Annotated in this window: 12 protein-coding genes; 9 read left to right on the forward strand and 3 right to left on the reverse strand. The window is 62.1% G+C overall.

The features are described from left to right. Positions 1-27 precede the first annotated feature (27 nt). The 3 genes from spoT to JFT58_RS02150 are packed head-to-tail and all read left to right on the forward strand — an operon-like array spanning position 28 to position 3335. Positions 28-2133, forward strand: coding sequence for a bifunctional GTP diphosphokinase/guanosine-3',5'-bis pyrophosphate 3'-pyrophosphohydrolase (spoT, locus tag JFT58_RS02140; RefSeq protein WP_054896041.1), 2106 nt, complete (start codon positions 28-30; stop codon positions 2131-2133). 24 nt (positions 2134-2157) lie between these two features. Beyond that, positions 2158-2538, forward strand: a complete 381-nt coding sequence (locus tag JFT58_RS02145) for a RidA family protein (RefSeq protein ID WP_003176922.1) — start codon at positions 2158-2160, stop codon at positions 2536-2538. A 56-nt stretch (positions 2539-2594) separates the two neighbouring features. Continuing rightward, the gene (locus tag JFT58_RS02150; RefSeq protein WP_054896042.1) at positions 2595-3335 is read left to right on the forward strand and encodes a hypothetical protein; all 741 of its coding nucleotides are present in this window, start codon (positions 2595-2597) and stop codon (positions 3333-3335) included. Positions 3336-3461: 126 nt separating this feature from the next. Here JFT58_RS02150 and JFT58_RS02155 read toward each other — a convergent pair whose 3' ends face one another. Beyond that, positions 3462-4313 (reverse strand): SDR family oxidoreductase, encoded by an 852-nt coding sequence (locus JFT58_RS02155; RefSeq protein ID WP_054896043.1) that lies wholly within the window; start codon positions 4311-4313, stop codon positions 3462-3464. Between the two features lie 188 nt (positions 4314-4501). On the opposite strand from JFT58_RS02155, the gene exbB reads away from it, so the two are divergent. The 6 genes from exbB to JFT58_RS02185 all read left to right on the forward strand — a co-directional run bounded on the left by exbB (position 4502) and on the right by JFT58_RS02185 (position 11435). Beyond that, positions 4502-5485, forward strand: coding sequence for a tonB-system energizer ExbB (exbB, locus tag JFT58_RS02160; protein ID WP_034129097.1), 984 nt, complete (start codon positions 4502-4504; stop codon positions 5483-5485). A 6-nt stretch (positions 5486-5491) separates the two neighbouring features. Further along, positions 5492-5917, forward strand: a complete 426-nt coding sequence (exbD, locus tag JFT58_RS02165) for a TonB system transport protein ExbD (RefSeq protein ID WP_003195519.1) — start codon at positions 5492-5494, stop codon at positions 5915-5917. Next, positions 5914-6660: an energy transducer TonB family protein gene (locus JFT58_RS02170; RefSeq protein ID WP_003195521.1), complete on the forward strand. Its 747-nt coding sequence runs from the start codon at positions 5914-5916 to the stop codon at positions 6658-6660. The genes exbD and JFT58_RS02170 overlap by 4 nt, the downstream gene beginning before the upstream one ends. Positions 6661-6816: 156 nt before the next feature. Beyond that, positions 6817-7737 (forward strand): hydrogen peroxide-inducible genes activator, encoded by a 921-nt coding sequence (locus tag JFT58_RS02175; RefSeq protein ID WP_003195523.1) that lies wholly within the window; start codon positions 6817-6819, stop codon positions 7735-7737. A gap of 8 nt (positions 7738-7745) precedes the next feature. Continuing rightward, a complete protein-coding gene (gene recG / locus JFT58_RS02180; RefSeq protein ID WP_054896111.1) occupies positions 7746-9821 on the forward strand; it encodes an ATP-dependent DNA helicase RecG in 2076 nt (691 codons plus the stop codon). 213 nt (positions 9822-10034) lie between these two features. Next, complete coding sequence (locus tag JFT58_RS02185) at positions 10035-11435, forward strand: aminoacyl-tRNA deacylase and HDOD domain-containing protein (protein ID WP_032894530.1); 1401 nt, start codon at positions 10035-10037, stop codon at positions 11433-11435. Between the two features lie 129 nt (positions 11436-11564). On the opposite strand, the gene JFT58_RS02190 is transcribed toward JFT58_RS02185, so the two are convergent. Then, on the reverse strand, positions 11565-11939 hold the full coding sequence (locus JFT58_RS02190) for a hypothetical protein (protein ID WP_003195530.1): 375 nt from the start codon (positions 11937-11939) through the stop codon (positions 11565-11567). Positions 11940-12063: 124 nt separating this feature from the next. Further along, entirely contained in the window at positions 12064-12987 is a 924-nt protein-coding gene (gene tagQ / locus JFT58_RS02195) for a type VI secretion system-associated lipoprotein TagQ (protein WP_054896044.1), read from the reverse strand. Between the last annotated feature and the right edge of the window lie 36 nt (positions 12988-13023).

Raw genomic sequence — 13023 nt, forward strand, 5'->3', positions numbered from 1 at the left:
TCACAGCCATCGGCAGGAGTTCACACTTTGCCGAGCATAGACGCCCTCGCCGATCGCTTATCGGCCTACCTCGGCGCAGACCAGGTCAACCTGGTTCGCCGAGCGTATTTCTACGCCGAACAAGCCCACGACGGCCAACGCCGACGTAGCGGCGAGGCGTATGTCACCCATCCTCTTGCGGTGGCCAATATTCTTGCCGACATGCACATGGACCATCAGAGCCTGATGGCCGCGATGCTGCATGACGTGATCGAAGACACCGGCATTGCCAAGGAAGCGCTCAGTGCGCAATTTGGCGAAACCGTGGCCGAACTGGTCGATGGGGTCAGCAAGCTGACCCAGATGAACTTCGAGACCAAGGCCGAAGCCCAGGCGGAAAACTTCCAGAAGATGGCCATGGCCATGGCCCGAGACATTCGGGTGATCCTGGTCAAGCTGGCCGACCGGCTGCACAACATGCGCACGCTGGAAGTGCTGTCCGGCGAAAAGCGCCGGCGCATCGCCAAGGAAACCCTGGAAATCTATGCGCCCATCGCCAACCGGCTGGGCATGCACGCCATTCGTATCGAATTCGAAGACCTGGGCTTTAAAGCCATGCACCCCATGCGTTCGGCGCGCATCTACCAGGCGGTCAAGCGCGCACGGGGCAACCGCAAGGAAATCGTCAACAAGATCGAAGAGTCCCTGAGCCATTGCCTGGCGATCGACGAGATCCAGGGCGAGGTCAGCGGCCGGCAGAAGCACATCTACGGCATCTACAAAAAGATGCGCGGCAAGCGTCGGGCCTTCAACGAGATCATGGACGTCTATGCGTTCCGGATCATCGTCGACAAGGTCGATACCTGCTACCGCGTACTGGGCGCTGTACATAATTTGTACAAGCCCCTGCCGGGCCGCTTCAAGGACTACATCGCAATTCCCAAGGCCAACGGCTACCAGTCGCTGCATACCACCCTGTTTGGCATGCACGGCGTGCCGATCGAGATCCAGATCCGCACCCGCGAAATGGAAGAGATGGCCAACAACGGCATTGCCGCCCACTGGCTGTACAAGTCCAGCGGTGACGAGCAGCCCAAAGGCACCCATGCCCGTGCGCGCCAATGGGTCAAGGGCGTGCTGGAAATGCAGCAACGTGCCGGCAACTCCCTGGAATTTATCGAAAGCGTGAAGATCGACCTGTTCCCGGACGAGGTCTACGTGTTCACGCCCAAAGGCCGGATCATGGAGCTGCCCAAAGGCTCCACGGCGGTCGACTTTGCCTACGCGGTGCACACCGATGTCGGCAACAGCTGCATCGCCTGTCGCATCAACCGGCGCCTTGCCCCGTTGTCCGAACCGCTGCAAAGCGGTTCCACGGTGGAGATCGTCAGCGCACCGGGCGCTCGCCCGAATCCGGCCTGGCTCAACTTCGTGGTCACCGGCAAGGCCCGTACGCATATTCGCCACGCGCTGAAATTGCAGCGCCGCTCCGAATCCATCAGCCTGGGCGAACGCCTGCTGAACAAGGTGCTCAACGGCTTCGACAGCGCCCTGGACAAGATTCCGCAAGAGCGCGTGCAAGCGATGCTCCACGAGTACCGACAGGAAACCATCGAAGACCTGCTGGAAGACATCGGCCTGGGCAACCGCATGGCCTACGTGGTTGCGCGCCGCCTGCTGGGCGAAGGCGAACAGTTGCCGAGCCCCGAAGGCCCACTGGCGATTCGCGGCACCGAGGGCCTGGTGCTCAGCTACGCCAAATGTTGCACGCCGATCCCAGGCGACCCGATTGTTGGCCACTTGTCCGCCGGCAAAGGCATGGTGGTGCACCTGGACAACTGCCGCAACATCACCGAAATCCGCCACAACCCGGAAAAATGCATCCAGCTCTCGTGGGCCAAGGATGTCACCGGCGAATTCAACGTCGAACTGCGAGTGGAGCTGGAACACCAGCGCGGCCTCATCGCCCTGCTGGCCAGCAGCGTCAACGCCGCCGACGGCAATATCGAGAAAATCAGCATGGACGAACGCGATGGTCGCATCAGCGTGGTCCAACTGGTGGTCAGCGTGCACGACCGCGTGCACCTGGCCCGCGTGATCAAAAAGTTGCGCGCCTTGACCGGTGTGATCCGCATCACCCGCATGCGTGCATAACCGATCCATTACAAGGAGTCATTCATGACCAAGACAGTTATCACCAGCGATAAAGCTCCAGCCGCCATCGGCACTTATTCCCAGGCGATCAAGGCGGGCAACACCGTCTACATGTCCGGCCAGATCCCGCTGGACCCAAAGACCATGGAACTGGTTGAAGGCTTCGAAGCCCAGACCGTGCAGGTCTTTGAAAACCTCAAGTCCGTGGCTGAAGCTGCCGGTGGTTCGTTCAAGGACATCGTCAAGCTGAACATCTTCCTCACCGACCTCAGCCACTTTGCCAAGGTCAACGAGATCATGGGCAAGTACTTCGAACAACCTTACCCAGCCCGCGCCGCCATCGGCGTTGCCGCCCTGCCAAAGGGTGCACAGGTTGAGATGGACGCCATTCTGGTCATCGAGTAAAACACCCGGCGCAGCCCAAACAGGCTGCGCCGACTTCGTTTCAGAAGGATTTCGTAATGCGCAAAGCGCTTGTAGCCTCCTCGTTGCTCGCCCTGTTGCTCGGCGGCTGTGCCAGCAACCCCGCCGACCTGGATGTAAGCGGTACCTGGATCAACCAGGCCGCCATCGACGCGGCAGCCAAGGGCGGCCCTTTGCGTGAAGCCCTGCAGTCCTATGGCCCCAACCTCGAGTGGGAGGTCAACACCAAGGCTTTGCAGGCGCGCTACTACAACGGTTTTGAAGTGGCGGAAGGCAAGTTGTCGGGTGAAAAGCCCGGCGCATGGAACGTGGATTTCTATGGCAGCTCTGCCACCGAACTCAAACGCAAAGGCAAACAACTGCTGCAAGTGGCCAACGACAACGAGCCCGAGCAGCTGTTTGCCCGCGCCAAAGACCCGGCCCCAGAAGGCGCGCCACTGGGCGCCAACTTCGAACGCACGCTGTACGCGGCCTATATGGGCGGCGACTGGAAGATCAGCGACGGCACCGGCAGCGGCGCCACGGTGCAGTTCCAGGCAGACGGCAAGGTCGCCGGCCTGCCGGGGGTTGATCGTTATTCACTCTGCCTGGCAGGCGATTGCGCCTCCATGAGCGGCGGCTATGACAGCATCTGGCTGCAACTGAACGGCCAGGGCAACCCATGGATCTTCACGCGCAAGGGTAAGCAACTGGAGATCTTCCAGGCGATCAATACCGCGCAGGCCGATGAAGTGCCTTCGTTTACGCCAGGCCCTCGCCAATGGTTGCTTGAAAAGTAATAAAAGCCTCGCCCAAATCCAAATGTGGGAGCTGGCTTGCCTGCGATGACGGTATTACATCCAACAAAGATGTGATTGATATACCGCTATCGCAGGCAAGCCAGCTCCCACATTTTTTGCCGCGCTTCAGCCTTTCAGAATCGCCGCATAGCCTTCCCGGTAAGTCGGGTATGTCGGCGTCCAGCCAAGCGCCTTCATACGTGCATTACTGCACTGCTTGCTCCCCGCACGCCGCACACTGGCGTCCTCGGCCCATTCGGTCACACCCAGGTACTCGCGCAACCACGCCACCACCTCGGCCAGTGGTGCCGGCGCATCGTCAACGCCGATATAGAACTTGTCCAGCGAACCGCCTTTTTCCACATGCCGCAGCAAAAAGGCGAGCAGGCCCGCGGCGTCATCGGCGTGGATACGGTTGCCATACAACGGCGGGTCAACCGCTACGCGATAGCCTTGGCGAACCTGAGTGAGCAGCCATTCCCGACCCGGGCCGTAAATCCCGGTCAGTCGCACGATGGTCGCTGGAATACCGCTGTTGAGCGCCACCTGTTCAGCTTCCAGCATCACCTGCCCGGAATAGCCCTTCGCTTGCGTCTCGGACGTTTCGTCGACCCACTCGCCGTTTTGCTGCCCATACACACTGCTGCTGGAGACAAACAGCAAATGCTTGGGCGTCTGGCCGTAGTCTTCCAACCACTCCAACACATGCTGCAACCCTTGCACGTAGGCGGCGCGATAGCCGGCCTCGTCGTGGTCGGTGGCAGCGGCGCAGTACACCAGATAATCCACCCCGCCGATCGGCCAGGTGTCCGGGCAGTCCTTTTTGAACAGGTCGCCGGCGATGCCGATCACCCCGTCGGGCAGGCGCGAAATATCGCGGCGCAGGCCGTGAACCTCCCATTCCGAGGCCAGCAATTGGCTAGCCAGCCGACTACCCACATCACCGCAACCGGCAATCACAACAGAAGGCGCAGACATCATAAAACTCCATTCTCAAAGGCGCAGATTAGCCGCGCGAGTGGATCAACGGCCAGTAAAAAGCGAAATAAAGTAACAGTGCCACTTTAGTTAACAAGAATTACTTGCAATAATAACCGCCCATTTGTCCTCGACCCTAAATGGTCTGGAAGGACGATCACCCATTTTTTCTCTCAGGTCCGGCCAGCATGACACGTCATACAACCCCCGCTTCGCCAACCAAGCTTCACAGCCCCTCCCGCGCCTGGCGTGCGATTGCTGCGATGCTGTTCAGCGTATTGCTGGCACCGACCGCCGCATTCGCTGACGCCACTGCCCCAGCCGCTCCGGCAGCTGCCGAGCAAAATGCCGCTACTGCGGCAACGCCTGCCGTCGCGCCAGTGGCCACCGACCCGGCCCAGGCCGCCGGCGCCGCCGCACCTGCCGACGAAACCGGCGTGGTGCTGGAAGAAGACAACACCCTGGGCATGGCCCACGACTTGTCGCCATGGGGCATGTACCAGAATGCTGACGTGGTGGTGAAAGCCGTAATGATCGGCCTGGCCATTGCCTCGATCATCACCTGGACCATCTGGATTGCCAAAGGCTTCGAGCTGTTGGGCGCCAAGCGTCGTCTGCGCGCTGAAATCGTCCACCTGAAAAAAGCCACCACCCTCAAGGAAGCGAGCGAAACCGCGACCAAGAAGGGCACCCTGGCCAACCTGCTGGTGCACGACGCACTGGAAGAAATGCGCCTGTCGGCCAACACCCGTGAAAAAGAAGGCATCAAGGAGCGCGTCAGCTTCCGCCTTGAGCGCCTGGTGGCCGCCTGCGGCCGTAACATGAGCAGCGGCACCGGCGTACTCGCTACCATCGGTTCCACCGCACCCTTCGTCGGCCTGTTCGGTACCGTGTGGGGCATCATGAACAGCTTCATCGGTATCGCCAAAACCCAGACCACCAACCTCGCCGTCGTTGCCCCCGGCATCGCCGAAGCCCTGCTGGCTACCGCCCTGGGCCTGGTTGCCGCAATTCCTGCGGTGGTGATCTACAACGTCTTCGCCCGTTCGATCGCCGGCTACAAGGCTCAGGTATCGGATGCGTCGGCAGAAGTCCTGTTGCTCGTCAGCCGTGACCTCGATCACCTGCCTACCGAGCGCAGCTCGCAACCGCACATGGTGAAAGTGGGGTAATCGGCCATGGGCCTGCATTTGAATCAAGGCGACGACGAACTCGTCGAGAACCACGAAATCAACGTCACGCCGTTTATCGACGTGATGCTGGTGCTGCTGATCATCTTCATGGTGGCGGCACCGCTGGCAACCGTGGACATCAAGGTGGACCTGCCCGCGTCCAGCGCCAAGCCGGCGCCGCGGCCGGAAAAACCGATCTTCCTCAGCGTCAAGGCGGACCAACGCCTGTTCCTGGGCGAAGAAGAGGTCAAGGCTGAAACCCTGGGGCCGGTGCTGGATGCCAAGACCCAAGGCAAGAAAGACACGACCATCTTCTTCCAGGCCGACAAAGGCGTGGACTACGGCGACCTGATGAGCGTGATGGATGCCCTGCGGGCAGCCGGCTACCTCAAGGTAGGCCTGGTCGGACTTGAGACGGCAGCCAAGAAATGATCACGACGCGCCACAAACTGACGCGTTATGGCACCAGCCTCGCCGTCGTGCTGGGCGTGCATGCCGTCGCGATCATCATCGCGCTCCAATGGTCCGCGCCGCAGGCGATCCAGCTGCCACCCGCCGCCATGGTCATCGACCTGGCGCCGCTGCCAGCACCGCCGCCGCCTCCAGCACCGCCCAAGGTCGTTGCGCCGCCGCCGCCACCGGTCGAAGAGCTGCCCCTGCCGAAGCTGGCCGAGGCGCCCAAGCCAACGATCCAGGTGCCCAAGCCGGTCAAGCCCAAGCCTAAGCCACAACCGCCAAAGCCGGTGGAGAAGAAGCCCGAGCCGCCCAAGGAGAAACCTTCCGAGGAGCCACCGAGCGAAACGCCGCCGAGCAACGCACCTGCGCAGAAGTCCGCCCAGCCTACGCCAGGCCCGTCGGCACAGCAGCTGGCCGCCCAGGCATCCTGGCAAAGCACTTTGTTGGCGCATCTGCAGAAGTACAAGAAGTACCCGCCCGGCGCCCAACGCAGTGGCAAGGAAGGTATGAACCGCTTGCGCTTCGTGGTCGATGGCGAAGGTAATGTGCTGTCCTACGAACTGGAAGGCCGCTCCGGCAACGCCGACCTGGACCGTGCAACCCTTGAGATGATCCGCAAGGCTCAGCCGCTACCCAAGCCACCTGCCGATCTGCTGAAAAACGGCAGCGTCGAACTGGTCGCGCCGTTCGTCTACAACATCGACAAGCGTCGCCGCTGAGAGAGCACTGTGGGAGGGACTTGCTCCCTCCCACATTCGCTTTAATACCTCAGTAAAATTCCGATATTCCCCACTCAATCCCCAGCAAAGTTCTGATAACGTGCGTCTATCGATTGCAGCCGGTATGCTTGGCCCGCAACCTCATGGACGCCCGCTATGACTCTCACAGAATTACGCTACATCGTGACCCTCGCCCAAGAACAGCACTTCGGCCATGCCGCCGAGCGTTGCCACGTCAGCCAGCCGACGCTGTCGGTGGGTGTGAAAAAGCTTGAAGACGAACTCGGTGTGCTGATTTTCGAGCGCAGCAAGAGCGCCGTGCGCCTCACCCCGGTGGGCGAAGGTATCGTTGCCCAGGCGCAGAAGGTCCTGGAACAGGCGCAAAGCATTCGCGAACTGGCCCAGGCCGGCAAGAACCAGCTGACCGCGCCGCTCAAGGTCGGCGCGATCTACACGGTCGGCCCCTACCTGTTCCCGCACCTGATCCCGCAACTGCATCGCGTCGCACCGCAGATGCCGCTGTATATCGAAGAAAACTTCACCCACGTGCTGCGCGACAAACTGCGCAACGGCGAGCTGGACGCGATCATCATCGCCCTGCCCTTCAACGAAGCGGACGTGCTGACCCTGCCGCTCTACGACGAGCCGTTCTACGTGCTGATGCCGGCCTCCCACCCGTGGACCAAGAAGGACACCATCGACGCCGGCCTGCTCAACGACAAGAGCCTGCTGCTGCTCGGTGAAGGCCACTGCTTCCGCGATCAGGTGCTGGAAGCCTGCCCGACCCTGACCAAGGGCAACGACGGCGCCAAGCACACCACGGTGGAATCCAGCTCCCTGGAAACCATTCGCCATATGGTCGCTTCCGGCCTGGGTATCTCGATCCTGCCGCTGTCTGCGGTAGACAGCCATCACTACGCCCAGGGCGTGATCGAAGTGCGCCCACTCACGCCGCCGGTGCCGTTCCGTACCGTAGCGATTGCCTGGCGCGCCAGCTTCCCGCGCCCCAAAGCGATTGAGATTCTCGCGGACTCGATCCGTCTGTGTTCGGTGGCCAAGCCGCCCGTTGCGAGCTAAGCCACGGTATGACTGAGCTGTCGCAGGTGTCGGTGACGGCACTCAAGGGTGTCGGTGAGGCCATGGCCGAGAAGCTGGCCAAGGTCGGCCTGGAGAACCTTCAGGACGTGCTGTTCCACCTGCCCCTGCGCTACCAGGACCGCACCCGCGTGGTGCCCATCGGCCATTTGCGCCCTGGGCAAGACGCGGTGATCGAAGGCACCGTCAGTGGCGCCGACGTGGTGATGGGCAAGCGCCGCAGCCTGGTGGTGCGCCTGCAGGACGGCACCGGCGGCTTGAGCCTGCGCTTCTACCACTTCAGCAACGCGCAGAAGGAAGGCCTCAAGCGTGGCACCCGCGTGCGCTGCTATGGCGAGGCACGCCCAGGTGCATCAGGCCTGGAAATCTACCACCCGGAATACCGCGCCATTACCGGCGATGAGCCGCCACCGGTGGACACCACGCTCACGCCGATCTATCCGCTGACCGAGGGCCTGACCCAGCAACGCCTGCGCCAGTTGTGCATGCAGACCCTGACCATGCTCGGCCCGCAAAGCCTGCCCGATTGGCTGCCCCTGGAGCTGGCCCGCGACTATCAGCTGGCGCCCCTGGCCGATGCGATTCGCTATTTGCATCACCCGCCCGCCGATGCCGATGTGGACGAACTCGCCCTCGGTCATCACTGGGCCCAGCATCGCCTGGCCTTTGAAGAACTGCTCACGCACCAGCTGTCCCAGCAACGCCTGCGCGAAAGCATGCGTACCCTGCGCGCCCCGGCGATGCCCAGAGCCACGCGGCTGCCTGCGCAATACCTGGCCAACCTCGGCTTTGCGCCCACCGGCGCGCAACAGCGCGTGGGCAATGAAATCGCCTACGACCTCAGCCAGCAAGAACCGATGCTGCGGTTGATCCAGGGTGACGTAGGGGCAGGCAAGACCGTGGTCGCTGCCCTCGCCGCCCTGCAAGCCCTGGAAGCTGGCTATCAAGTGGCGCTGATGGCACCGACGGAAATCCTCGCCGAACAACACTTCATCACCTTCAAGCGCTGGCTCGAACCGCTGGGCCTGGAGGTGGCGTGGCTGGCTGGCAAGCTCAAAGGCAAGAACCGCGTGGCCGCCCTGGAGCAGATCGCCGCCGGCGCACCGATGGTGGTGGGCACCCATGCGCTGTTCCAGGACGAAGTGCAGTTCAAGAACCTCGCACTGGTGATCATCGACGAACAGCACCGCTTTGGCGTGCAACAGCGCCTGGCTCTGCGCCAGAAAGGCGTGGGCGGGCGCATGAACCCGCACCAGTTGATCATGACCGCCACGCCGATCCCACGCACCCTGGCCATGAGCGCCTACGCCGACCTCGACACCTCGATCCTCGACGAACTGCCGCCGGGGCGTACCCCGGTCAACACCGTGCTGGTCACCGACACCCGGCGCGTCGAAGTGATCGAGCGCGTGCGCGGTGCTTGCGCCGAAGGCCGCCAGGCGTACTGGGTGTGTACCCTGATCGAAGAGTCCGAAGAACTGACCTGCCAGGCCGCCGAAACCACTTATGAAGACCTCACCAGTGCCTTGGGTGAGCTCAAGGTGGGGTTGATCCATGGCCGTATGAAACCGGCGGAAAAAGCCGCGGTAATGGCCGAGTTCAAGGCCGGCAACCTGCAATTGCTGGTGGCGACCACCGTGATTGAAGTGGGCGTGGACGTCCCCAACGCCAGCCTGATGATCATCGAAAACCCCGAGCGCCTGGGCCTGGCGCAACTGCACCAATTGCGCGGGCGGGTTGGCCGGGGCAGTGCCGCCAGCCACTGCGTGCTGCTCTATCATCCGCCACTGTCGCAGATCGGTCGCCAGCGCTTGGGCATCATGCGCGAAACCAACGACGGTTTTGTCATTGCCGAAAAAGACCTCGAACTGCGCGGCCCGGGTGAAATGCTCGGCACGCGCCAGACCGGCCTGCTGCAATTCAAGGTTGCCGACCTGATGCGCGATGCTGACTTGTTGCCCGCAGTCCGCGACGCCGCCCAGGCCCTGCTTGAGCGCTGGCCCGACCACGTCAGCCCGTTGCTCAACCGCTGGCTACGCCACGGCCAACAGTACGGCCAGGTTTGACCTCTTCCCTGTAGGAGCGAGCTTGCTCGCGAAAAACGCCAACGATGACGCGGACGCTCTGGATGATGGCGCCGCCAGGAAGGTCTTCGCGAGCAAGCTCGCTCCTACAGGGTAATCAGCACACCGCCAACCTCATCACAAACGCCACTTATCCGACCAACACCCGTATCAAGCTGGTTATACTCCAATGAATGTAAGAAATTGGATCAGGCCATGTCAGAAGTTGCCCTCGCCACAGCCCCACTGACCGCCCCGCCGGTCATTCGGGCGCTGCTCGCAAAGCTCGCCATCCCCTACACGGAAGTCATCGAACAGCCTGGCCTGAACCCTGCCCGAAAGGTCCAGGCGGTGTTGCTTGAAGATGCGGTTGGCGCGCTCATGGTGCTGTTTCCCCAAAGCCAATTGCTGGACCTCAACCGCCTCGCCGAACTCACCGGTCGCCGCCTCACGGCCGTCGCCCCCGAGCGGGTCGAGCGCATGCTGGGCAAGCATGACCTGAGCCTGCTGCCGGGCTTGCCGCCCCTGACCAGTTCGCCGTGCCTGTACGAAGGCCGCTTGCTCAATGAGCCGAGCCTGCTGGTGCATTCGGGCGAAGCCGGGCTGTTGCTGGAAATCCCCACCGACGCCTTCAAGAGCCTGCTCACCAAGGCCAGCGCCGCGCAGTTCGGTGAGCCCTTGAGCAACATCCGTCCGAACCTCGACCGCCCCAATGATGACCGCGAGGAAATCACCCAGGCGATGCAAGCCTTCACCGCTCGCCGTATCCAGCAACGCCTGGAAGCGACCATCGAAATTCCGCCGCTGGCCGACACGGCGCAGAAGATCATCAAGCTGCGCGTGGATCCCAACGCCACCATCGACGACATTACTGGCGTGGTGGAAACCGACCCGGCCCTTGCCGCCCAGGTCGTAAGCTGGGCCGCGTCGCCCTACTACGCCTCGCCGGGCAAGATCCGCTCAGTCGAAGACGCCATCGTGCGCGTGCTGGGCTTTGATCTTGTGATCAACCTGGCGCTGGGCCTGGCCCTGGGCAAAACCCTGAGCCTGCCCAAGGACCGCCCGCACCTGTCCACGCCGTACTGGCACCAGTCGATCTACACCGCCGCCGTGATCGAGGGCCTGACCCGCGCCATGCCCCGCGCCCAACGCCCGGAAGCCGGCCTGACCTACCTGGCAGGTTTGCTGCACAACTTCGGCTACCTGCTGCTGGCCCACGTGTTTCCGCCGCACTTCTCGCTGATCTGCCGCCACCTGGAGGTCAACCCGCACCTGTGCCACAGCTACGTCGAGCAACATTTGCTGGGCATCAGCCGCGAACAGATCGGCGCCTGGCTGATGCGCTACTGGGACATGCCGGACGAACTGTGCACCGCCCTGCGCTTCCAGCACGATCCCACGTATGACGGGCAATACGCCGAGTATCCGAACCTGGTGTGCCTGGCGGTGCGCCTGTTGCGCAGCCGGGGGATTGGCTCCGGGCCGGATGAATCCATTCCCGACGCGTTGCTTGAGCGCCTGGGCCTGAGCCGCGAGAAGGCCGAGGACGTGGTGGGTAAAGTGCTGGATGCCGAAGTGCTGTTGCGCGAATTGGCTTCGCAGTTCAGCCAGGGGTAAGCCCACCGCCTGTTAAACCGCTATCGCAGGCAAGCCAGCTCCCACAGTTGACCGTATTTCCAAGTTGGAACGCGGTCACTGTGGGAGCTGGCTTGCCTGCGATGAATCCAACTCGGTCTACCTGACCACCTACTTCTTTTTCTTCGGCTTCAAATACTTGGTCAGACCCTGGAACCAGATCACCAGTGCCGGGTTGCCCTTGATCTGGATCGACTTGTCCTGAATCCCCGTCATGAACGCCAGTTGCTTGTTCTTCGCCTGCATCGTGGCGAAGCCGTAGGCGGCATCCTTGAAGGCAATCGCGAAGGCCGGCGCCGGGTGGACACCTGAGCGGCTGGTGATGCGCTGGTCTTTGACGATGAAGTGACGGGCAACCTTGCCGTCGAGGGTCTGCAGCTGGAAGGCCAGGTCTTTGTCACCCAGTTGCTGCTGGAAGGCGGGGTTGGTGCGGCTGGCTTTGCCCATCATCAGGCCCAGCACCCACAGGAGAAGACGAAATTTCATGCACACGGCCTCGGTGTATTTATTGGAGTGGCCGCAGCAGTGTAACGATTTGCAAAAGGAACGCCACCGATCTCGCGCTTTAGGCGCAGATCGGTTGGCGTTTAACGCTTATAGCAACAAGTACTTAAACGTTAGGGCAAGGCACTGGCGCCCAGTCGGCCAGGTTTGGATTGCGGCAGGTTGCTTCGATCTGGGTCTTGCCCGCACTGGCGACCTGCTTGCTTTCAGCTTGCTTGGCCTGCACGGTCTGGATGCTACGTTCGGTGGTGACCGCTTCTTTCGGCACTGTCGGCAGAACCGGCTTCTTGGCTGGCTTGACGGCTTTCTTGCCCTTGGTCGTAGCGACCACTGGCGTGGTATCGGCGGTGGCCACGGTCACCACATCGCTGCGCTGTACGCCGACCTGTTGCAGGTCTTTCTCGTAGGCCTGGGTGTAGTTGTTCAGGTCTTCGCTGGCTTTGCCGTTGACCGTCACGATCAGGTCATTGGACTCCTTCAGGCCCGCGACGATTTCCGCCAGGCGCTTGCGGCCTTCGGTGTCGTTGACGGTCTTGGCCTTGCGATCAGCCACCAGCTTGGTGAATGCGCTCTGGTAGCACTGCTGCGACGCCTTGGCATAGGCGGTGCTGCGGTCGATGTCCGAGGCGCTTTTGTTGAAGTCGGTGGAGTAGGACGCGATGCGCTGGTTGTCATCGGTGATCTGTTTCTGGCGCTCGGTGTAGTAACCCGCCGCACCGCCAGCCAGGGCGCCGCCTGCGGCACCGATCGCGGCATTGCGGCCACGGCTGTCCTTGTCGCCGGTCAGCGCGCCCAGCAGGGCACCGCCGGCCGCGCCGATCGCGGCACCGGTGACGACCGACTTGGTCATGTCCGAATCGGTGGCGCGCAGGTGCTGCACCGGCTCGTAGCAGTTGGGGTAGTACTCGACCTTGGTGCTCGACGCCACCTTGGACGCAGGCGACGTAGCGCAACCAGTCAACACGGTGCTGAAACCAGCTGCGATCAGCAGCAGGTGACGCTTGGAAACCGCCTTACGGGAAAAAAGCATAGATGTGATCTCTGTTAAGTTTGACTTGCCCAGCAC

This window comes from Pseudomonas sp. MF6767 (genome assembly GCF_016405475.1).
Taxonomy (GTDB): domain Bacteria; phylum Pseudomonadota; class Gammaproteobacteria; order Pseudomonadales; family Pseudomonadaceae; genus Aquipseudomonas; species Aquipseudomonas paracarnis.